The sequence below is a fragment of the Flavobacterium sp. WV_118_3 genome, from assembly GCF_039778605.1.
In the GTDB taxonomy this organism is placed as follows: domain Bacteria; phylum Bacteroidota; class Bacteroidia; order Flavobacteriales; family Flavobacteriaceae; genus Flavobacterium.
Genome location: NZ_CP156060.1, coordinates 1,934,641 through 1,958,730, shown reverse-complemented (window position 1 = coordinate 1,958,730; position 24,090 = coordinate 1,934,641). Strand labels below are relative to the sequence as shown.

The 24,090-nt window shown below is 41.0% G+C and carries 17 protein-coding genes; 15 read left to right on the top strand and 2 right to left on the bottom strand.

The genetic code is table 11. From position 1 onward, the window contains the following. Positions 1 to 87: 87 nt before the first annotated feature. Positions 88 to 723: an MgtC/SapB family protein gene (locus ABFU83_RS09130; RefSeq protein WP_347065377.1), complete on the top strand. Its 636-nt coding sequence runs from the start codon at positions 88 to 90 to the stop codon at positions 721 to 723. Positions 724 to 896: 173 nt separating this feature from the next. Here the strand turns inward: ABFU83_RS09130 and ABFU83_RS09125 are convergent, their stop codons facing one another. Together ABFU83_RS09125 and ABFU83_RS09120 are read right to left on the bottom strand one after the other, a co-directional pair. Next, positions 897 to 2,705 carry a serine hydrolase gene (locus tag ABFU83_RS09125; RefSeq protein WP_347065376.1) on the bottom strand — a complete coding sequence of 603 codons (1,809 nt, stop codon included), beginning with the start codon at positions 2,703 to 2,705 and terminating at the stop codon, positions 897 to 899. A 201-nt stretch (positions 2,706 to 2,906) separates the two neighbouring features. Continuing rightward, positions 2,907 to 3,323, bottom strand: coding sequence for a helix-turn-helix transcriptional regulator (locus tag ABFU83_RS09120; RefSeq protein ID WP_347065375.1), 417 nt, complete (start codon positions 3,321 to 3,323; stop codon positions 2,907 to 2,909). A 561-nt stretch (positions 3,324 to 3,884) separates the two neighbouring features. On the opposite strand from ABFU83_RS09120, the gene ABFU83_RS09115 reads away from it, so the two are divergent. From ABFU83_RS09115 to ABFU83_RS09050, 14 genes are all read left to right on the top strand, one after another. After that, positions 3,885 to 4,460 (top strand): Crp/Fnr family transcriptional regulator, encoded by a 576-nt coding sequence (locus ABFU83_RS09115; RefSeq protein WP_347065374.1) that lies wholly within the window; start codon positions 3,885 to 3,887, stop codon positions 4,458 to 4,460. Between the two features lie 64 nt (positions 4,461 to 4,524). Continuing rightward, a complete protein-coding gene (locus ABFU83_RS09110) occupies positions 4,525 to 5,535 on the top strand; it encodes an NAD-dependent epimerase/dehydratase family protein (protein ID WP_347065373.1) in 1,011 nt (336 codons plus the stop codon). 278 nt (positions 5,536 to 5,813) lie between these two features. After that, positions 5,814 to 6,320, top strand: a complete 507-nt coding sequence (locus ABFU83_RS09105) for a hypothetical protein (RefSeq protein ID WP_347065372.1) — start codon at positions 5,814 to 5,816, stop codon at positions 6,318 to 6,320. Positions 6,321 to 6,390: 70 nt separating this feature from the next. Continuing rightward, complete coding sequence (locus ABFU83_RS09100; RefSeq protein ID WP_347065370.1) at positions 6,391 to 8,127, top strand: tetratricopeptide repeat-containing sensor histidine kinase; 1,737 nt, start codon at positions 6,391 to 6,393, stop codon at positions 8,125 to 8,127. Then, positions 8,120 to 8,866 carry a response regulator transcription factor gene (locus ABFU83_RS09095; protein ID WP_347065368.1) on the top strand — a complete coding sequence of 249 codons (747 nt, stop codon included), beginning with the start codon at positions 8,120 to 8,122 and terminating at the stop codon, positions 8,864 to 8,866. Before ABFU83_RS09100 ends, ABFU83_RS09095 begins: the two co-directional genes overlap by 8 nt. 193 nt (positions 8,867 to 9,059) lie before the next feature. After that, complete coding sequence (locus tag ABFU83_RS09090; RefSeq protein WP_347065367.1) at positions 9,060 to 10,388, top strand: beta-1,3-glucanase family protein; 1,329 nt, start codon at positions 9,060 to 9,062, stop codon at positions 10,386 to 10,388. Between the two features lie 192 nt (positions 10,389 to 10,580). Next, entirely contained in the window at positions 10,581 to 10,826 is a 246-nt protein-coding gene (locus ABFU83_RS09085) for a hypothetical protein (protein ID WP_347065366.1), read from the top strand. Between the two features lie 134 nt (positions 10,827 to 10,960). After that, a complete protein-coding gene (locus ABFU83_RS09080) occupies positions 10,961 to 11,395 on the top strand; it encodes a RidA family protein (protein ID WP_347065364.1) in 435 nt (144 codons plus the stop codon). 261 nt (positions 11,396 to 11,656) lie between these two features. Next, positions 11,657 to 12,394 carry a tail fiber protein gene (locus ABFU83_RS09075; protein WP_347065362.1) on the top strand — a complete coding sequence of 246 codons (738 nt, stop codon included), beginning with the start codon at positions 11,657 to 11,659 and terminating at the stop codon, positions 12,392 to 12,394. 20 nt (positions 12,395 to 12,414) lie between these two features. Further along, positions 12,415 to 13,104 (top strand): hypothetical protein, encoded by a 690-nt coding sequence (locus ABFU83_RS09070; RefSeq protein ID WP_347065360.1) that lies wholly within the window; start codon positions 12,415 to 12,417, stop codon positions 13,102 to 13,104. Between the two features lie 139 nt (positions 13,105 to 13,243). Next, positions 13,244 to 16,510 carry a DUF6603 domain-containing protein gene (locus tag ABFU83_RS09065; protein ID WP_347065358.1) on the top strand — a complete coding sequence of 1,089 codons (3,267 nt, stop codon included), beginning with the start codon at positions 13,244 to 13,246 and terminating at the stop codon, positions 16,508 to 16,510. 23 nt (positions 16,511 to 16,533) lie between these two features. Further along, positions 16,534 to 18,732: a hypothetical protein gene (locus tag ABFU83_RS09060; protein WP_347065356.1), complete on the top strand. Its 2,199-nt coding sequence runs from the start codon at positions 16,534 to 16,536 to the stop codon at positions 18,730 to 18,732. Beyond that, complete coding sequence (locus ABFU83_RS09055; protein ID WP_347065355.1) at positions 18,725 to 22,276, top strand: hypothetical protein; 3,552 nt, start codon at positions 18,725 to 18,727, stop codon at positions 22,274 to 22,276. The genes ABFU83_RS09060 and ABFU83_RS09055 overlap by 8 nt, the downstream gene beginning before the upstream one ends. Continuing rightward, positions 22,240 to 24,084, top strand: a complete 1,845-nt coding sequence (locus tag ABFU83_RS09050; RefSeq protein ID WP_347065353.1) for a hypothetical protein — start codon at positions 22,240 to 22,242, stop codon at positions 24,082 to 24,084. The genes ABFU83_RS09055 and ABFU83_RS09050 overlap by 37 nt, the downstream gene beginning before the upstream one ends. Positions 24,085 to 24,090: the final 6 nt, after the last annotated feature.

The window sequence follows — 24,090 nt, the reverse complement described above, 5'->3', positions numbered from 1 at the left end:
TTTACACCCGACCGGTTTTTAAAACCGGTCGGGTGTAAATGATTAAAAAAATAGATATATTTATAATAGTCTAAAAAGCAATACGGTATGGCAATAGAAATGGAAATAATGCTGCGTTTTTTTATAGCTGTTATTTGGGGCGCTATTATTGGAGCCGAACGGGAATACAGAGGAAAAGCAGCTGGGTTCCGAACTACAATACTGATTTCAATAGGAGCCTGTTTTTTTACCGTTATGTCCATTTGGATAGGAGGAGAAGGTAATCCGGATCGGATTGCCTCCAATATCGTAACCGGATTGGGATTTTTGTGTGCTGGTGTTATTTTTAGAGCCGACAATCATATAAACGGTATTACAACTGCCGCTACGATATGGGCGGTAGCAGCCATCAGTATGGCAATAGGTGCAGGATATTATCTGATTTCGGCTTGTGGCGGCGGATTAATATTATTGGTACTCACTACGTTGACCTATCTGCAAAATAAAATCGACCGAATCAATCAGTACCGGACACTGCATATTACATTCGATAAAAAGGACGATGGTTTTGTCCGATGTACCGAACTCTTTTTAAAGTATGGTGTCAAATCAAGGTTGATCACACAACAAAAAGAATTAGACACAATTACCCTGATTTGGGAGATTCACGGCAGTGAAAAACAATTGGAATCGCTGAGTAAAGCCCTTTTACTGGAATCTTTTTTTTCTAAAATAGAATTATGAGTCGCCCTAAAATAGGTTGACAGATTTTAGAATAAAGATATATTTTTATACAAACTAGTATCTCAGATGATCCATGATTCAGATACTTGGATTGTTGTTGATATAAAAGGCTTATTTTATACAGGCCTCAGGTTATTTTATACAAAAGTTATTTAGTAAACGATGCTATCTTTTTATAATGTTTTTAAAATTTGGGCAGCGTTTTCGTTTTTCGGATCTAACTCCAACGCCTTTTGATAGTTTTGTTTTGCTTTGTCTTTTTCCCCGGTATTCATATAGGCTTCCCCCAGACTGTCGTACACATTTCCACTGTTGGGATACAATAGTGTATTGACACGGAAAATAGCGATTGCTTTTGTAAAATCTTTTTGACTCAGCAAGCTATAGCCCAAACGGTTTAGATAATCTTCGGAAAGAGACTGATGGTTGGGATCTTCGGATTTTGCATTTTGATAAGCCTTCAGACCTTTTTCAAACGAATCTTCCAAAAGTAGTTCTAAAGGTACTTTTTCATCGTTTTTTAGCTGCGGATTTCCCGGACGGGCCGGTTCATCCGGAAAAACCAATGTAAGTTCTTTTGTTCCCGTTTTTGTATTGCCTGTAATTTTTACGTTAAAAGGCGCGTCACGAAGCGCATAGGTGTTTTCGGATATTTTAAAGAGTGCTACCGGACGTTCTATGTTGTTGATCAACATTAATTTTCCGTTTTCACTATAAACTTTATAAAATCCGTATTTGTTTGATTGGTAACGTCCCGTATTATTAAAATCCTGTTGGGTTAACGGTAAAATGGTAAGAGCAGGAGCTATATAATCCGGCCATTGGTATACCGAAGCAACAGACCGGATTAATTCTTCTATAAATTCCGGTTTATTGGTATTGGTTAACACTACAATTCCGTCGCCGCTGGTTTTGTTACCTACGAATTTACTGGAAAAACCTTCATTCCAACCGCCATGGCTAAAGTAAACCTGTCCGTTTTTGTTTTCCAGAAAAATCCCCAATCCGATAAACGACTCGATAAAAGGAGTTGTAAATGCCTCGGCCATTTTTTGAGAAAGAACATGCGTACTTTTATGATTCACGGTATTTTGAATGTCGATGACAAACTTTGCCAGATCTTCAGCGGTAGTCCATAAACCGGCTGCGGCCTGCTCGGGATAGGTATGATATTTTCCCGGTACTCTGGCTCCATCGACACTATAAGCTGTAGCGGCAAACGGTGCCTGTGCTGCTGGCAATGGTTGTACAAAAGTACTGTTTTTCATTTCCAGAGGAGTAAGTACTTTTTCGGTCATAATGGAAGCGAAGTCCTTATCTTCAAGATCCATAAGGAGTTGTTGCATAATGGTATATCCACCACCGGAGTATCGAAATGATATACCGGGAAGTTTATCCACTACTACAGCCTGTGAATTAGCCGGTTTTTGTCCGTTTAGAATCTGATGAACCGATGGCAAAGGCTGTCCGGCTTCATATCCGGCAAAGCCATGTCCTGTTAAGCCAGCGGTATGACTGAGAATATTTTTAAGGCTGACTTTCTTTTCTTTAGTAAATTCATTTTCCGGAATTTTCCACGATTTTAAATACGAATTGACGTCGGCATCGGGATTAAGCTTTCCGGATGCAACGGTTTTTAATGCGGCATAAGCACTAACCGGTTTGCTTATAGAAGCTGCCTGAAATAAGGTTTTGGATTCGACCGGGGTTTTGGATTCGACATCGGCAAAGCCATACGATTTGCTCCAGATCACTTTCGAATTTTTGATCACGGCAATACTCATTCCGGGAATAGCGTAATGTTTCATCCGGGATTCTAAGGTCCAAAGCGGTTCGCCTTTAAAGCGAACAGCCGGCATTAATCCGGATTCTACTTTGGAAATTTCGTCTTTACTATTTGATTTTGTTTGTGCCGATGCCGGGAGGATCATGCCCCCGAAAGTAAATACCAGTAGGGCAATAGTTGATAAAGTACGTTTCATTGTTAATTGTTCGTTTGTGATTGATTGATTTAACAAATAAACGAAATTTACTACAGGATTGTTTTACAGGACACTATTTTTATTTTTAATACGATAAAGCATACAAAAATAGAATAGATACAACCCCATAGACGAAAACACCTGACAGGTTTCGAAAACCTGTCAGGTGTTTTGGTAACGGTATAATTTGATATCGTTATTTTATTTTTTTTCAATTAGCTTTTCCAGCCGCGCCATCATATCGTCCTTTTCTTTTAGCATTCGCTCGTATAAGGCAATCTTTTCTTCGTGGAGTTGGACTAATTTATCGATAGGGTGAAATGTTATGGTTCCATAGTTAAACGCATTATCATTAAACGTACTGGCAATAATATTTATAGCTTTATCTTCATCAAGATTTTCAATAGCTTCTACCGGTACTTTTAGAATTGCGGCTACCTGTGTTAGTATATTAGTTTCGATCGTTTCTCTTTGTTCCAGTAACGACACTTTTTTTTGGTTCCAGTCGTCACCAAGTTCGTAGGCCAAAGCTTCCTGTTTGATACCTAGCATTTCGCGGAAACGTTTGATGTTTCTTCCCTGGTGTACTTTTTTGTCTGGCGTATCGAAATGTGACATACTCATGGTTTTTAAAATTGTCGGTATAAATATAATTAAAAATATGGTTCTATAATAGCACTTAAAAAAGGATAGGATAATTACAGGAGTGCTAAAATAGCGAAATATATAAGATGAGTTTTATATTTTAAAACGCCAGACTATGAAAAATTCGGCACCAACCAGCAACCGTAACAAACAAAAAAACTTCCGGTACGCCGTGTTTCGGTATACGGAAAAGCCTTCCCGCGTGCTTACGGTCGGTATATTTACTATCCCGAGATCCGATTGTCCGGTAAATAACTTCAGAATACCGGGTTTAAAACCAGAATGAAAGTAAAGATAAGCTGCGCATATCGCAAGCTTATCATAACCGTTGGTCCCCGGAAAGATACCTCGTTTTATCGCTTGTACTACTTAAAAATAGCGTGGTACGTATATCCGCAACAGATCCGCAGTAAACCCACACAGCACAGCTGACGGGTTTCGAAAACCTGTCAGCTGTTAAAAGCATCGTTTTTTACTTTTTAATTCCGCGCCAGTCATCTAAATTTGTGGGAATCATAGAACACAAAAGACCGTATGTACGAATCGTTATTGCAACTTATTTCTCAAAACATGCCCCTCAGCGCTGAAGATGGAGCCTTGTGCCGGCATTATTTGTCGTCCGTATCGGTATCTAAAAATCAGATCATAGAAGAAAAAGGAAAGGTACCGGAATACCTGTATTTTGTGGTTTCGGGCTTTGTACGTTTGTTTTATTATAACGATAAAGGAGATGAGGTCACCACGCACATCAATTGTCCGCCCGGGTTTATCACTTCGTATACGCATTTTAGCAACCAAACGATATCGGACGAAAATCTGGAATGCATAACCGATTGTGAACTATTGCGCATTACCAAAGCCGATCTGGATAGTCTTATCCTTAAAAGCCCGGTATTTAAAGATTTTAGCATTCTGGTTTTTCAGCAATCCTTATCGTATAACGAAAACCGTTCGAAAGAACTGGCAACACTCACAGCCGAACAGCGTTATAAAAAACTTATCGCGACTCAGCCGGAAATTGTGCATCATGTTCCGGTACAATATATCGCTTCTTATTTAGGAATGAATCCAAAAAGTTTAAGCCGTATCCGCAAACAAATCATTAGGTAACATTTGTGAAGTGGTTTTGAATGCGTAAGGCAGAACTTTGCCGTATCATTTAAAACCAACAAAAATGGAACAGCATCAATTGGCACTTGTATCGGGTGCAAACGGACATTTAGGGAATAATCTGGTACGATTACTACTCGCTAAAGGAATCCCCGTACGCGCTACCGTGCGAAATACGAACAATAAAGAACCTTTTGTCGGTTTGAATTGCGAAGTCGTGGAGGCCGATATTACCGACAAAGCCTCGTTTGTAAAAGCCTTACAAGGTGTGCATACGTTTTATGCCGTGGGTGCTTCGTTTAAATTATGGGCGAAAGATCCGAAGAAAGAAATTTACGACGTGAATATGGAAGGCACCCGAAACACCATAGAAGCCGCTGCCGAAGCCGGAGTGAAACGGATTGTTTACGTAAGTTCGATCGCTGCGTTAGACTACCGACAGCTTCCTACGAAAGAAAGCAATGGCTATAACACCGATCGTCGGGATATGTATTACAATTCCAAAAACGATGGCGAAAAATTGGCGTTCGAATTGGCTAAAAAGCATCAAATTGAATTGGTGGCGGTGTTACCGTCGGCGATGATAGGTGGTGTTGCTTTTGCACCGCTCAATGTCTCGTACAACATCATTAGCCTGATTTTAAAAAAACAAATTCCGGTCGAAACCAATATAACCCTAAACTGGATAGATGTCAACGATGTGGCCGAAGGGTGTTACTTAGCCGCAACAAAAGGACGTAATGGTGAACGCTATATTCTGGCGAACGAACAATGTACCTCGATAAAAGAAACGACGCGAATTGCACAGGAATTGTTTCCGGAATTGGGTTTGAAACTTCCGATGGCGGTTCCGAAACCCATTTTATATACGGTTGCCTGGCTGATGGAAACGACCAGTGCGATAAGGGGAAAAGCACCCGTTATCACTACAAAAGACATCGCAATGTTTTCGGGATTACAGCAAAACTTCGATATCACCAAAGCGCGAACCGAACTGGGATTTAGTCCTAAGAATACCTTAGAAACGGTTCGGGAAGCGATGCAGTATTTACGTGAAAACGAGCGTAGGTTATGAGTTAGTAGGTATAAAGTATAAAAAAAATAACCCTTTAGGACGTTTTTTCAGCAGATACATCGGGTAGTTCCGAAATATAAAAGCATCCTGAAATAAAGGCGAATGGGCGCTATTATCCATATTAAACAGCACGATATCACAAAGAAAGTTAATTTTTGGAAAATAAAATAATACGTGTTTTTACGTTACTTCATTTACCATAATAAAAATAATTTCGCATAATGCTATATATAAAGCGGCATTGTTTTTAAATAAAATTAACCCCAAATACAATAATTATGAACACAACAAAACAAGAAAATCCTACGTGCGAACAGAAAGTAAAACCGGCTGGTATCGCAATAACCGGCGTTAAAGTGAACCGCTTAGAGACGCAAATCGATTTCCCAAATCCAAGACATGACAAACCCTTGCCACCCATTTCTCAGGCGACAGTAAACAAGAATAACGAATTAGAGATCAGTATCGTTGTTTTTATTAGTAAGAATACCGCGATTAAAGGCGATGAATTAAAAGTTATACAGGATTTTAGCTATACTAACGATCAGGTGCCTTATGCTAATTTTTACGTATGCTATGATATTGTTCCGGAACCGTGTGCGACGTTTAATATCTTTCAAGTGAATTTTATAGCCGATCCCAAAGGTTATATTCCAAACGCGACTTTACCAAAAGGTTTACCAGTACCCAACCTTTTAGCGCTACAAGAAATCGTTACTTTTTTATGGGACGAAGATCCGGTAGGTTCCCGGGGTACGGTTACAACGGTACAATCGGGTGTATAATTGCGAATGGTTAAAAAGCAGCGTCAAAATGGCGCTGTTTTTTTAACTAAATTGCTGTAAAAATCAGTAGATGAAAGCCGTTTTTAGAATCGTAATTTTTAGTTTTTTGCTTTATTCCCAATCAAACTCAGCGCAACAAAACTATACCCCTTTTGAAAAGGAAATTATAACCAAAAGCAAAACGATCGTTGGGAATCCCGATTTTACAAAAGCACAGCATTTTTTTTTACAAAAAGAATGGGACTCCTGTTTTGTTTACACGATGAAACAGTTAAGTGTAGGCAAGAAAAGTAAAGAAATTCAAAACTTTTGCCACTTTTTTAGAGGTTTCGGTTTTAAAGAGAAAAAACTATTTAAAGAAAGTAAAAAAGAGTTTCAACTCATTACAACCGACTTTCCATTCCACAATCATATCCAAATGTTTCTAGGCGAAATCGCTTTAGAAGAAAAAAGATTTAATGAAGCCATCAAATACTTTACCGAAATAGAACAACTCCATCCCAGTTTGCTTTTGGGGATCAAAAAAAGCAGTGTAAAACACAATCTGGGTTTGTGCTATTTGCATTTGGAAAAATACGATACCGCTGAGCGCTATTTACGGGAAGGATTACAATTGGAAGAAGCGCAAAACGATACTGTTGCTTTAGTCGGAACTTATGGCGACATGGCCACATTGTATTATGATCAATATAAAGACAAACTGGCGATACCTTATTTTGAAAAAGCCTATCAGCTCTCGAAAAAAGTAAAAAATTACCAGCTAAAACAAAATGCAGCCTTAAATATGGCTGTAGTCGAAGAAAATCGTAACGATTATGCCAAAGCGCTAACCTATAGAAAAGAATACGAACAGTGGAAAGATTCGTTAAACGATCAGAATAAAGTGTGGGAAGTTGCCGAACTCGAAAAGCAATTTACCGTAAAACAAAAACAAAAGGAGGTAAGTCTGCTAAAGGCGGAAAATAAAATTAAAATAGCCGAGCGAAACGGACTGTTATATTCCGCGATAGTATTATTCGTATTATTGGGAACAGCGGTTTATTTCTACAGGGAAAAAACAAAAAAGAACAAAATCATATTGGCACAAAAAGAAGCGCTTTCCGAGCTCAATGCCACAAAAGATAAACTATTTTCTATTGTGAGTCATGACCTGCGTTCTGCTGTGAATGCCATGAAAATCAGTAATGCCAAGTTACTGGAAAATGTAGCCGCCAAAAACCTGGACGAACTGGATTCGTTGTTACAACGCAATAGTGCCATTGCAAATAGTACGTACAATTTATTAGATAATTTATTGCATTGGGCGTTATTGCAAACCAAGCAATCGTATTTTGAAATAACCACTATCCGATTGTATCATTGTGTCGAACAAATGGTTTATAATTATCGGCCGTTAATGCTTGAAAAAAATCTTGTTTTTGAAAATACAATTTCCAGGAATGACATTGTTTGCGCCGATCAGGAATCGTTAAAAATAATACTTCGGAATTTTATCGACAACGCTATCAAGTTTTCAAAAGAAAACGGAATTATCAAAATGTATACTCAAAATACCGATGAAAAATATTGTACTTTATTAATCGAAGATAACGGAATTGGCATGAGTACGGCCTTACAAACAGCCCTTTTACAAGAAACAAGACTGCTGTCGAAAACCGATAATGAAGCCATAGCCGGTACAGGTTTGGGAATGCAATTGTGTAAATCGTTGCTTCAAAAAAACGGAGGGAAATTAGACCTGAAAAGCGAAGTTGGAAAGGGAACCAAAATCATTGTATCTTTGATTAAAAAGCAACCCAATGGATAATGTAAACATCCTTATTATTGAAGATACACCTGCCGAGAGTGAGGCGTTGATCAAAGTATTAAAAGCCCACAATTATACCATCACCGGTATAGCAGCCAATCATAAAGAGGCTTTGACGCTTTTTTACAATCATAAAGTCGATATCGTTATCATCGATATTTTTTTAAATGGTTTACCCGACGGACTTGCTTTTGCCGAAAACATCAGTGTTGTTCCCAATGCTGCGAAGCCTTTTGTTTTTTTGACGAGCTCGACCGACCGCCAAATATTTGAACGGGCAAAACTGACCAATCCATTCAGTTATCTGATAAAACCGTTTAATGAGCTGGAACTTTTATATGCTCTTGAACTGGCAGTTGAAAAATTCTACAATCAACACGAGGTGTTTCTCGGGGAAGAAGAAAACACAGTTGTCAGTCAGGATTATTTATTTATAAAAAAGGGAAAATCGCTTAAAAAAGTGGAAATCAGTGATATTATCTATATTGAAGTTGAAGAAAAATACTGTAGCATTATAACCGAAACCGAAAATTTTGTCATTCTGATCTCCTTAACCAAGATTTTGGAGTTATTCGACAGCCATATTTTTTGCAGAACGCATCGCAATTTTATCGTAAATACAAAAAAGATAACCGAGATCATTCCGATAGACAATTTGGTACTGTTAAAAGGCGATCATAAAGTAATACTCAGCGATAAATACAAAGACAGTATTATGCAACGCTATATTTTAAAGTAATTTTCGGACTTATTCCACCGATTTATTCCTTAGCCCTTTTTGCCTGTTGTAAAAGCGTTGTAATTAATACTCCGCATTAGGAATCTTATGCCCAAAAAGTACTGTTTCGTTCCATTTTTTTAAATCACAAAAGCAGATACATCTACTTTTATAAAACAAAGAACACCGTTTATCAATTTAAAAAAGTAATACTATGGCAACATTAACAGTAAAATTTAAGAACAACAGCGGGTTATCGGATAACCTGGTGTCCATCGGATTTGTATCCGGAAGTACTACCGCTCCATTTAGCATCAGTTACCCGTCTCCTTTTAATGCAGAACCATTGGAACTGCAAATACAACCTTTAAATCAAGCAAAAGGCTCCGGAAATTGGTATCCTTTAACGGATTTAAGTAATGGCATCACCATTTCAAATTTCAGTGGCCGGATTTATGTCGCTTATGGTCAGACGTGGTCCGTTTTGAAAGCCGGATATGAACCCGCTCAAAATAGTACCGATGCCAATTTCTTTCTGCGCTATGATAAAATGGAATTGACCTTTAATGGTAATCCGGCAGATGTAGCCGATTTAACCAGTATTGATTATTGGAGTATTCCGATGCAGTTAGAAACTTTCCTAAACGGAACCCGCGTTCAGGTGGATAATGGAGTCAAAACCGGAAAAACGGCCGAAATGATGTATTCGCAATTAAGCGCGATTACCACACCGCCACAATCAGGGTTAAAAAATGCGATTGCTGCGGTTGTTCCGGGAAGCTTTCAACAAGGACCTACGCAACCCGGAACCGGTTTTGCACGTATTATTGGCCCATCGTCATATCCGCCCATTGGAGGTGTTCCGATTATGCCATATGATCTTTTTGAAAATTATATCGACTATTTAATCCAGAATTTTGGACCGGGTACAACTTTAGGAAACGTCATCCCAGGATTAGGAAACGGAACAATTGCTACGATTGGAGGTTATTTTAACGGGGTAGGACCTGTTGTACCGACAAGCGGGCCGCAAAGTGCTCAAAGTTATAATTTTGCAGCTTCGATAAATACAGCTGGCGATGTTACGTTAACCGGAACCGTTGGAAGTGTTAGTGGAACGACGACTATGGTGTATCAAAAAAGTGATTTAATCAGTCCAAGTGGTATTTATGGCGCCAATGCTTCTTTTTCGATTAATGGCGGAGCGGCTCAAAATCCGGCAAACGATGTTTATGGATGGATAACCGGCGATTTGTTAGCCGGATTTAATATTGGCGCCATTGCTTCGGAAACGACAATAAACACTGTACAAGTGGGTGCGATGGAGAGCTCCAAATGGTTTACACTACCGGATACGTCTTTATTTGGTAATTTACAAAGCAACTCGTCGTATTACAATCAATATGCAGCTACGTTACAACCGTTGTCGGACGCCTATAATTTTGCCTATTCCGATCGTTTTTCACCGGTATTGGTATCGTTAAATCCGGCTATGGTGGATACCTTACAGATTTCGATGTTTAATGTTGATACAAACAGTTAAAAAAGTATGACTAAAATGTACCAATTCCAGACAATTGGTACATTTTAACGATACATTTTATTCCAATAGAATCCGTAGTTTTTAGAGTAAAGAATTATACAGCGTTTTATACGATTATAAGTAGTAAAAAGTCAAAGATAATAAGAGAGGAAACCCGGATTTATACGTGCCGAAAATTTTAAACTGGGATTGATGTCCAACAATGGAATTGCAAAAATCCTGTTGGGCAAAACACTGCATCCCGATCTGGGAAATGGTATACCCCGTTGCGAACTATATTTTTACGGAACCGATATTGAACACGAACTTCATAATGCTATTCAAAGTGGTGCAAAACTGATCCGCCCGATTATACCGCGCGATTGGGGAGATAAAGTTTGTTATTTTGCCGATATTGACGGACATATTATAGCATTTGCAGTGAAAATGACTCATTAGTAAAATAAAATATTTATAGCATTCTGGCTAAACAACATAGTAATATGATTGTTGGTCGTGTTTTAGAATCGGAATACACGATATATGATTCTAAAATCGCTATCTTGGTTGTGATATTAAAACATCCTATTAGTATGCGATATATTCTACTATTCTCATTGCTGTTCGTTTTTGGCACCACTTTTTCGCAGGAAACAAAAATCAAAAAAGAAAAATGGCATTGGAATAATGCTACAAAACAAGATACCGTTGCGGGTTATACACAAGTTGTAAAAGTCGACAACATGCTATACATTTCGGGGGCTGTCGCAACCGAGGTAACTCCGGAGGGTATTACTTCTGTTTATAAAGCCTTAAAAGCGTCGTTATCGAGCTATGGCGCCACATTCGAAAATGTGGTCAAGGAAAACCTATATACCACCGATATGGAAGCCATGAAAAAATACAACTACGTTAGAAAAGGATTCTACAAAGGCGACTTTCCGGCAGCGACATGGGTACAGATACAACGATTATATATGCCAACAGCAAAATTAGAAGTCGAATTGATTGCCCATTTGCCAAAATAATTGGAGCCGGTTACATTTATAGATCAGCCCTAATTCTCATTTTAGAGTCGGTACATCATAAAACCTATTTTTAATTAGAACCTGTAAATTTTGATTTACAGGTTTTTTTATGACCTTTTTCGAATGCGGATAGGGGGCGCTTATTTTCCGAAATGACTACTAAAAAATACCCTTCGCAGCGGGAATAGGTATTTTTACCTATAAAAAATCTGCGAAAAAGTTATAGGTTCGGCCTTTGAAAACGGAACGATTTTAAAGCGTATGAAAACAGCTAAAAGACAGCAGATTACTACAAGAGACATTATCCTGTTTCTTCTTTTTTTGATAGCAAATGTTTCGGTCTTGTTGGCTCAAAATGACGCTTTAAAAATACTTCCAAACGGCAATGTGGGCGTAGGAACCACTAATCCGAACGAAAAACTTCAGGTCGCCGGAAATATCAAGTCGGAAGGACGAATCAAGGATAAAACCGGAAGCGTAGCACCGGTAGGTTCGATCATGGCATTTGCCGGAAACGTAGCACCGGAAGGCTGGTTGTTATGCGACGGAAAATCCTATGCTGCCAATGGTGATAAAAATGACCTTTTTAATGTAATCAGTACGACTTATGGAGGCGGTAACGGTCAGTTTAATGTACCCGATTTACGACAAACGTTTGTGATGGGGGCGAATCCGTCTAACGGAAACGAACTGGTAGGCAGAAAAGGTGAAGCCGACCGGCATACACACAGTATCAATCCTCCGGCCCAGTCCTTCAGTACCTCGGAAAACGGGGCGCATTTCCATAGATTTAATCCCAACTGGTATAAAAGAAATTTTGGATCAGGAGGTTACTCCGGGATCGATACAGACGGGACAGATATTAAAAACCAGACGACAGGAAGTGTTCCAGATCATTCACATTCCGTTTATGTCGCACTACCGGCTTTTACAAGTGGGGAATATACGGGACAAAATCGCCCGAAATGGATGGCTCTAAATTATATCATTAAATATTAAACCTTAAAAAACGAATACTTATGGCAGTAACAATCACAGCAATCAAAAACCTTACAACTTCGGCTACCGTTACAGATTTAGGAAACTACAGTTTTAAGACAGGAACAACGGATACCATTACAATTAAAGAAGAGGCTGCGAAATTGGAATGGAAAACTACAGATAATATTCAGGTAACCTGGTCGGATGGTACGAATGAGAAAAGAGCGGTTAACGGAACACTCGATAGCGCCAAGAATACTATAAGCGGATTAGTAGATGTTTCCAAATACAGTGTGGGTATTAACGGGCAAATTGGGATTGGTCCGGTAGCAAAGCCAGACGCTGTTTTAGTGAGTATACGACTAGGAAATATTCCTTCTGAAAGAAACCTAAAAGCCGACTGGATTATCGATTTTAGTGATAAACAGGATGGTGCGCCGGGAACCTCTATTAAATTAAACGAGCTTGTGGAGTGGATTCAAAGCAAATCGGGCGACACGGCAACTGTTAGCTTTCCTCCAAGCAAAGAAGGCGACAAAAAATTAGAAGACTATAGCATCGAATTTAAAGAGTTCTACTATAACGTCACACAAAACACCTTCGATTTTAATGTACAGTCAAAAGATGGCGATACCATACAATTTGGAAACTTTACGATTAAGAAAGTAGGTTTCCGAGTAACGAATACGCCGCAAACAGTTGCTAAAAAAGCAATCGAAAAAGCATAGTTTCCAGAACAAACGATTTTAAAAATAAAACTACCATTCAAAAGGGATCCGATTTATACGCTAAATTAAGGATCCCCTTTGCATGGATTGACCTGTCGTTTTCCGATGGGTTGATCATAGTATCGCAATACCGCTTAGTATGGCAGCAAATAATTCCTTTTTAGTCGAAATCACGGGGCAGACAGCATTCCATTTGGGAAATCCGTCGGCTCCGATTGCTGTTGACATTGCGGTGGGTTACAGAAGCAGAATTACAGAAAACAGCCAAAAAGAAAGTTTCTTGTATGCTACGCTGACATCCGAAAATAAAAACGGAATTAGCGTACAGGATATCATCAATTGCTGTACAACAAAACAGGAAGTAATTCCCGAAATCCTAAATGCCGTTTCGTTTAAACAGTTTTCGGTAACCTATGGTTCCGGTGGTATGAATGCCTCGGAATTTACAATTGAATTTAACTGTAAACTTCATATCAACGACCGGTATTTTGATGCGGTTATTACGATCGATTACCAAAAAAATGGTTCGCAAACGACATTCGCTTTTGGAGGAGTTTTATCGGTGGAGGAACACCGTTTTACCTTAAAATTTGATCAACAAAAAGAAGCAAGCTATTTGTATGCCGCCTATCAGAACTTTGGTACAACAACGATCGATTTACGCGCCTTAGCCACAAAATTCTTTGGCGAAAGTGCAACCAATAAGATGCCGGCACTTTCCTTTACGCTCGACACCTTTAAGGCCTTTTTCCTCTATAAAAAAGAAAAAGACACCTCCGGTTTGTGTTTTGGAATGGGTGCGGGACTTAACCTGGATCTAAACGATTTGCCTTTGGCCGGACCAGTGTTAACGCAGGGTCATGCCTTCGGATTTAAAGAAGTACTGGCCTTATATTCCAATGGCGCTTTTGAAAAAGAGGTTTTAGAACGCTTTGAGGCCTTACCACCGGTAGCCATTGGTTCCGGTTTTAATATTACCACACAACTGGAGATTAATGGCGAAGCCGAATACTATGCTTTAAGCGACGGAACCGATCAGGAGTATCAGGAACCGGAACAGCCGCAGCAAACAAGCGGTACCGCGGTAGCCCCGTTAGGTGACGGTATCATTGCTAAGGCGAAATGGAAAAAATTAGATAAAAAAATAGGCCCGGTAACCCTACAACGATTGGGCTTTGCTTATGATAACGGTAAGGTTGTTTTGCTACTCGATGCCACCATGGAAATGAAAGGCATGGGCATGCAACTCATGGGCTTTGGTCTCGGCTTTAAGCTACAATGGCCACCCGGAATGCCGGATTTCTACCTGGAAGGTCTCGGACTCTCGTATAAAGCACCGCCCATCGAAATATCAGGAGCCTTTTTACATACCACAGCGTCTTACGACGGAAAAACGATCGATGTGTATAATGGCGGGGCGATTATAAAAGTAAGTCGTTTTACCATCTCGGCCATCGGATCGTATGCCAAAGTAGCCGACGAAGCGTCCTTGTTTATTTATGGCGTATTCGACGGTCCTATTGGCGGGCCAGCATTCTTTTTCGTAACCGGAATTGCCGCCGGATTTGGCTATAACCGCAAAATAAATGTGCCTTCGATTAACGAGGTAGCACTCTTCCCATTAGTGGCTCTGGCCATGCGACCGGAAGAGGATCAGGGATTATTACCTTTATTGGCTTCGCTGGAAACCCCTATGAAAAACGGTAAAAAACCGATAGAGATTTCTATTGGAGATTACTGGTTGGCGGTTGGAATTAAATTTACCTCATTCAAACTGATCGAGTCGTTTGTACTGCTAACGGTCAATTTTGGAACCCAGCTGGAATTTGCCATTCTGGGACTTTCCCGACTGAGCTGGCCGGAAAAATCGATGGCTCCCGAACCGATAGTATATGTGGAACTTGCAATTTTGGCACATTTCGGACCGGGTAGTGATGTGATTTCCGTAGAAGCTGTTGTGACGCCAAATTCCTATGTCCTTTCCAGAGATTGTAAGCTATCGGGAGGATTTGCTTTTTACACTTGGATCAAGGGGCCTTATGAAGGCGATTTTGTGATCACATTGGGAGGCTATCATCCGAAGTTTATAAAACCGGCACATTATCCTAGCGTACCGCGACTGGCCTTAAGCTGGAAAATCAGCAGTCTGGTGTCGATTAAAGGGGAACTGTACTATGCGCTTACCGCTTCGGCAATTATGGCAGGTGGTAAATGGGAAGTACTTTTTAAAACCTCGATTATCAAAGCGTCGATTGTGATTTGGGCCGATATGCTCATTGCCTGGGCACCGTTCCACTATTATATCGATATGGGGATCACGGTTAAAATCGAAGCCGATATTAAAATACTATTTGTCCGGATTCATTTCAGTTTCGAAATGGGAGCGGAGCTACATATATGGGGCCCTCCATTTGCCGGAGAAGCCTACGTGGACTGGACGATATTCTCCTTTACCATTCCTTTTGGGGATCATTCCAAAAAAGAACCGAAAAAACTGCAATGGTCAGAATTTGCAAACGGTTTTATACCACAAAAGAAAAATACCGTATCGGGTAATGCCCGACTAAAAGAAAGCGAAACAACAGGAGGGGGCAATCCGGATCCAACCAATATTACCATTAGTAATGGACTGATTGAAGTAAAGGGAGCCGACAAATTCCCGGTCATCAATCCGCACCAGCTGGCCATTACAATTGACTCTTTTATTCCGGTATCTCAATTAAAAATTAATGAAAAGGAAGTATCCGGAAGTACCGTGATGAAATCGGAAACAGGTGATACTATTTATGCCAACCGCGAACAAAACATCGGAATTCGGCCGTGTGGTTTTACCACAGGAACCGTAGCATTTCAGATGAATGTCGATGTGGTGTTAAACGGGACTAAAATGCCGATGACGGTTTCCGGTATTGCAAAAGGAGTTGCGGAAGCCTTATGGAGTGGCGAAGCATCGAAAAGCACGAATGCGAATCCGGGAACCACAAAAATACTAACAAATGTGCTGAGTGGCGTGATCCTTCAACCACCAGCGATCCCGCAGGTTGCGCAGATTCGCACCTTCGATTTTTCAACCTTATTTGACACTTCCAAAACCGAATTGGACTGGATATTTACGTTAGCCAAAACGGGAGAAGCCTATCATGCGATTGAAGTGTTGGGCTATTACGATGAGGTGAACGATGTCAAAGTACCGGGTATTCTGGAAAGAACCTACGAAGAAAATAGTGTAAAAACGAAACGGGAAAAAATAGTAGCGCTCCTCAAAGCGGGATTTGACGAAAGTTTCCCGGATATCGATGAGGACGCCATAAACAGAAATATGACTAATGAAGACGATTACTTTACCGGTATTCCGGTGATTTGCGAAATAGGACAGTTGCCACAATACAGTACCGATGTTAAATAAACAGGGGTAAAACGTAACAAAAAATGAGTGAGAATACGAAAATAGTACAATGCTTTTTACCTGCGATGGTTGCCGGAAAATATACAACGGTCGTCAGTCAGCAGGTGGTAAAAGACAAGGCAAACCTTCAGGATTTGAATAAAACCTTCGATTTTGGAGTGGATGCGGCCCGGTTTACGCTAAATCCGAATGATATTTATTCGGTTTATCCTCCCGCTAACCAGTCGGGAAACTATTCGGAATCCTTGCCTCATTTGGTATTTACCCGACGCACCTTGCCGTGGGAGCGTACGTTAGACGGAAAACTTCCGGTTTTCCAACGCGACACAACCCCGGAAAACCTGCGTAACCCACAGGATTCACCACCGGTTCCCTGGATGGCCTTACTGCTTTTTGACGAGGAGGAGATGAAAGATTTGCCAATCACTAAAAATACCATTGCCGGAGTGATCCAACCGAATCGTTCCGATGGGATTATCCGACCGGAAATTTTTGAAGCGAAGTCAGCCGATAAAGCGACTTTAAAACTGATGGAATGGGAGCAAAAGACGGATGGTTGTTTTACGATTGACCTGACTAAAGAACAATTTGAAAATTACATTCCGTCTCAAAAAAGTCTTTCCTTGTTGGCACACGCCAAAGAGGTAAGCATCGATAATAAAGACAAAGACGGAATTACCGATATCAATGCCGATGGAGCGGGTGTTTTTGCCGTGATCGTCGGAAACCGCCTGCCAGCCAAAGGAAAGCAACATACCGCTATTCTGGTATCGCTAGAAGGCTATACCGACTATTTAAAAGACGCGGATCCTAAAAAAAACATCCCGGACGATCATAAAGTCCGACTGGTGGTACTGGCGAGTTGGAATTTTATCGATTCGGGAAAAGCCAGTTTTTCGCAATTAGTCGACGGACTCGAACTAAAAAGTATCAAAATTCAACGGGGCACGGAAGCACCGGAACTGACCACCTATTTTGATTCGGGGTATGTCCCGTTGGAACATCTCACGCGAACCGGAGCGAATACCATCAGCTGGTATCATGGCCCATTGGTACCGAAATTATTTCCGACAACTTCAAAGGGTATTTCCTTTAGTTCGGCCGATGCAGCATTGCGCTATGATAAAACCACCGGATTTTTCGATATTTCCTTTGCCGCAGCATGGCAATTGGGACGTATACTGGCTTTGCAGAATCAGGAGTTTTCGAAGGCCATTTTAAACTGGCGTCTGGCGCAAAATCAACTGGAAGCCGAAAAGTCAAAAAACAATAGGCTGAGTGCCATTTTGGAGGACGACAGTGCGATCAACATAAAAGATAAGGTAATCCGTTATCTGGGCGATTTGCACGCGGTTACTACAGTCGTTCCGGAACAAAAAACAACCGATTTGCCAACAACCGTCCCGAACGAAGTGAAACACTTTTTAGGGAATTTGTACAAATTAAACGGAATTCCGTTTTCCTATATTGTTCCGCATGAAGGGTTACTGGAGAAGGAACACCTTAAAAATAATAAAAACTACACCGGTACCTTATCACTGTTTTATGTCGATCCGAATTGGATAGAAGCCTTATTGGACGGTGCGCTTAGTATTGGCAGAACCAATAAAAATGAAGCTTTACTGGAGCAGGCGGTGAGCGGTAATTTTATAGACGGCTATCAGACGCAGTCGATGGAAATCAGTGGAGGAACCATCGAAAAAAAAGGAAGACGACTCAATACGACCGGATTCCTGCTTCGGTCGGATCTGGTATCGGGTTGGCGCGGACTCGAAATCACGGCTTTTGATGCCGATAATCAGTTGCTTCCTGCTTTGCGTTTTGAGCGTATTGATTCGGATATTTTCCTGGGAATTTTCGACGGTAACATTGCCAGTATTTCGATCAAACAACCATACGAAGGCTTGCATTTTGGAATCAAAAACAATAAGGAATATATCAAAAACCTAAAAAACGAAGACGGTACCAATCAGGAAATAGCCGATGGAACCGCCGATGTGAATGCCGAATTAAACGATGGACTAATTCAAAACAGGATTATCGATATCGCTGGATTAGCCGGTGTGATGCAGGAAAAATTAACGGCTAAAAACTGGATGGAAATCACAGACGAAAGCAAAGGAATCCACTTTACATCTGCCGAATTTGCCTACCAGATGGTCGACAGTCCGGTAAAAAAGAACATTGCGATTAACATCCTAAATACCGATAGCTATGCGTAATACTTCCAGACTTTTTGTACCCCTGTATATGGAAGCTCTGGCCCTGGGGAGCGATAAAAACGATTGTATGGATTTGGGTCCGCAATTACAACAATACAACCAAAGTATTCTGGGGAATGTCTTACAACCCGATACCGACAAAACAGTAGCACTCCAAAAAGGAATCCACCTGCACTGGACCTTACCCAAAGCTTTAAAACACGCTTTTATAAACGAAGGGGAAGACGTGCAATTTCCGTATGTGCCCAACCGGTGGATGGTGATCCGAATCCGAACGGACAAAGGAATCCAAAACATGGAATCCCGGATGTGGATCGTTAAAAGCGACGAAAAGAATACTATCAAAAATAATAAACCCGCACCCAATTGGGTAACGCTACACGACGATAAACTGGATTTTAACAACCTCGGAAAAGCAGTCGAATGGTCGGTGGCCTATGAAGAGACTACCACACCGCCTGTTTTAACCGGAGTGGGTGCTGTAAACCCGTATTTTGCGTCGTTATACCAAAGCAGCAAAAATGTATTTGGTTTCCACGATGATATGGCCGACATCACTTCCGATTGTACGGTTACCTACGTCGTTACCGGTTGGTATACAGATCCCATTATGGATCCGTTGACCCCTTTCGATTTTAACGAAGCAACGGCAACAAACGAACAGATTCGCCAGAAAAGAACACAGGATTGGTTTAAACAACAATGGAAATGCGATTCCGAAACCTATCCGGAATCCAGTTTACTACATGCCGCCATCCACAGTATCCAATGGAACAGCGAATTAAAAAGTGGCGTTCCGGACGGAGGCGTACAAGTATATGTGGGCAATACCGCCATTGAATCGTTAAGCGCCCAGATTATCAAAAGCAGTGCGGTTGAAAAACCGGGAGTGGAAACCCTGTTAAATGCTTTGCAATATCAATTTCTGGAAGATAGTAAAAACGAACCGGGACTGAAATCCATTCAGACTGAAATTCATAAAAGAGGCTTTACGCCTAAAAACAGAGGTTCGATCTGGGAAATCACCCGGGTAGAGGCAACCGATAAAGCCCTCGAAGACAAACAGGACGATCGACCGCATTTCCCGGAAAACAGCGCGATTCTAAAGGAACTGAACGCCTTAAATGCAACGCAGATCAGCTGTAATCAAATCAAACAGGAAATCCTACGACTACAACAGGAATATTACTTTCTGTGGTACAAACAAGCCTATAAAACCGTAAATGATTATACGGTTCCAAACTTTGATTACATAAGCTCCAGAACCAACCTGCTGGATGAGTTGGTGAGTAAAAAAGTAGAAGCCGATGTATTGGATCGGGAAATCCAACAGGCAACGGTTAACTTACGACAATATCCGGAGTTAGCAGGAGAAAATCCGGAATTTGAACTAAAAGAAACCCTTGAAGATCGTTTCTGGGAACCTAATGATCCGGTTTTACTGCTTTGCGGATCGGGCATCGGTACTACCGAAAAACCGGCTTTTCAGGCCATGGATAAAGAAATAAACTGTCGACAGGAAGCGCAGTTGCTCACAAAGCTCTATCTCGATGTTCCGTATAACGACACCAGCATTCCGGTAGTTATTCCGGCTACTAAAATTAGCGTTCCGGATGTAGATGCCTTGCAACATCCGAAATTACCTTTTACAGCAATACAAGCACTGGTATCCGAAACACTGTTATTGGATCACTCGCTTGCTGTGGATATCGCGTTGCAAGCCTATATCGAAGCACAACTGGGAGATGGAAAAGACAAAACCAGTGCTGTTATCAAAGCTTTTGGTCAAAAAGTGATCGAAGTACAATCGAAACCGGAATACCGGGAAACCGAAAAAGCGCACGAAAGTTTTGCCATTACCCAATGGGAACAGGCTTGGACACCGCTGTTTATGGTCTGGGATATTGAATATAGATCCAATAATCCGGATATCAATAATCTGGATCTTATGGAAGATACGGCAAAATGGAAACTGGAAGAAGGGCTGTATTTTAAAAAGCAAACAACAAAAGAACAGGGAGAACCTATTGGCATTAGCGGTATAAGTCCGTTTTCAAATTCGGTATTTGCCAACCTGAAAAAAACGGTTCCGGAGGCAATCGTCAATAAATACGGGCAACTGAACCTGATTGCACAGGCTTTAAGTGGTTTGCATAAAAATTTACTGATGCAGCGCACCGATATTCAATTGCCTCCTTTTCACTATAACAGTGACCCTGATTATAATTTTGAAACGGAATATCAGATCGACCGGAACGAACTCAACGTAATCGGGGAAGATGGCTATAAACTGGGATGTGATCCCGGAAATAGCAAGGGCGCGGATGCTACGGCTTTTAATCCGTTGCGTTCGGGGGCTATTATCATCAAAAACCTTTCGATTGTCGATGCGTTTGGTCAGGTTAAAAAAGTAATCGTCGAAAACGATAATGCTAATCCTGATATTGCCTGTGCGGTTACGTTGCAAGGCGATGATCAGTCGGGTAGGAGCATTCCGTTGCCGCCACGAATCATTCAGCCTTCCCGTTTGCAATTTCATTGGTTAAATGCAAGCGACACTATTCTGTATCAGGATACGGGAAAAATGGACAACCCCGTTTTAGGATGGCTGGTACCCAATTATCTGGACAATAATATCTTAGTATATGACGGAGACGGAAATGAAATATGCCTATTGCAAATAACCTCGGATCTTACCCAAAATAAAGGATTAAAGCTTATCAAACAACCCTTTCCGGGCGGCAATTCAATTCCGGAAACGATACATCCGCAGTTGGAAAAGCTACTCAAAACACTCAATAGCGGAAGCAGGGCTACGGGGATTATGGACCTGGCGTATAAAGTGAGTGTAAAGGCCACGGGGAATGCGGCTTTACAAAATACAACCTCGGCCTTGCTATATGGGCAACCCTTAGCTTTAGTGCGTTGTTCGGTAGGCTTGGAAACGTTGGGACTTCCGTATTATGATCAACGATGGAGTCAATCCGGTAAAAGGGATACGGGACATATCGAAACGGTTAAATTTCCGCTTACGATTGGCGATAATGATATGGATAAAAATGGCGTAATCGGCTATTTTACCGATACCGATACGGATGTATTTCATACAATCGCCAATGCACCGGAGTTTTCGTTTAGTGATTCGGATTCCTTTTTTGCGAAGCAGACGGTATTAAAACTAAACCTGAATCAGGAGCCGGTTAAAGCCACCCTATTGATGCTACCTTCGGCCGGAGTACATTTCGCAACCGGGATTCTGCCCACAAAGTATGTGGAGTTATTCAACCATAATTCGGGGCGTTTGTTATCGCAACTGGATATTGGGTTTCGGGTAGCGCCTTTTATAGCCGAAAAAGTGGCCCCTGATATTCCGATACCAGCGGGAATTAATGCCAATTGGAAATGGACCCATAAGTCGGATGTTAGCACCTGGCAAAACGATGCCGCTTTGGCCGAAGGAAAAAATAAACAGATTTCCGGATTTACCAAACAACAGGTGTACGAAGGATGGCTACGCCTAAGCAATTTAAAAACGAACAATTAAACGATAAGAATATGGGATATGTAACTACCGGTAGCAGCAACTCGGTCACGAATGGAGAAGCACTGGCGTTGGATATAATGATCGCTCAGGACGAAAAAAAGGCCATCTTACTGATGGGTGTTTTTACGATTGAAAATTTAGATACTCTGGTCGCGGCAGCCGATTTAAAAAAACTAAGCTGTGAGCTCTGGGCCAAAACGGACGACGCAAACAAAACAACGACTTTTCCGGTAAAAATCTGTGAATTTTCATACGATAACAACAACCCGGGAAAACGAATATATAATTTTCCGAGAGACTATGATGATGTTTATACCTATCTGATCGTAAAAATCAGAGCGGCAAAATGTACGGTTACAACACCATCGACTACCTTACAACTAAACTTTAAAGATAAAAACGATCCAACCGATCCGAAACCATTGGTATCCCTTCCTTTTACGGTAATCGCCGAAGAAGCCAAACCAGAGATCATTGCGTTTGATGCGGATCAAACCGTGGTACAACGCAACGCACCGGTTACGGTATCGTGGCAGATAAAAGGATCCCGGTATATTGTAAGAGAAGGACTGGCAGAACTCAAAAGTGGCACAGACGAAACAGGAAGCTATACGATAGCCAATATCGCGAATGGAGACCATTCGTATACTTTAGAAGTACAAATGGGTACTGTTTCGGTAACCAAAACAATATTGGTCCGTGCTTTAGGAGAATCGAAATTATATTCGAATGCGAACCCAACCGGAATGTATGCGGCTTATAAGATTGGTAATTTTTGCACCGGACAAGATGCCGCTTATCTATATAGCTTAATGCTAAAAACGGAAAATAATAAAACTCAGATTGATCATATCGGATATACCAATACCAACGAAGGCTTTTCGGATAATTGGCATCGCATAACACTTTCTGATACCGAAAAAAACAAGCTAAAACCTTTTGCAACCGCACCGTTATTGCATATGAAAAGTGCGGGAGAGTTACACGGACGCCTGTTTTTTATAGGAGGTAGCTATGTTAAACCGATGGAATCCGCTAATGCGGTTGCTATTGTTACTCTGGATGCCGAAAGCGAATCCAGAGTAACCGTTATCGATAATTTACCATGGGATTCCCGTATGGGACATTCGTGCGCTATTTTTCCGCATGGCGATCAGGATAAAATCTGGATGATGGGTGGTGTAAATGAATGGGGCGGGGCTTTAAACGATATTTGGGTATCGGGCGATGGTAAAGTATGGGATAATATTGGTTTAAACGGAAGCGTAAATCCCAACCAAACCAATCCTGTAAAAATGCCGTGGAAAGTAAGATGTTTAAATGGAATTGCGACCGAGTTGGATGCGACCGGAAACAAAACGGTGTTATGGATTGGCGGTGGTTTTTCGGAAATAGGAGGAACCGAGACATCTGATATCTGGAAATGGGATAAAAATAACTGGACTTTAATTACCCCACTAACCATCAATAACAATTCGTATTTATCGTCCGGTTTGGCCTTTTTAGGTAAAGATACAGTAGATAGCACCGGAATTTTTTTACTGGGCGGCTATCAGGAACAGGAAAACAAGAAGAAATATTTTTACAGAGTAACGTTAAATAACGGTAAATATGGTAGCAATCAGATGGATACGTCAGCCGGTGTAGAAAGCTTTGCAACTACAAAAGATTCCAAGATCGTCACAGCCTTTTTTAAAGGTTGCTTATGGTATATGGTATTCACCAACGAAGGAGATTTGGGAATAACCTATTCCGATTTGTATTACTGGGTACCGGTAGCCACAGGTCGGACTTTAATTTTAACCTAGTGTACC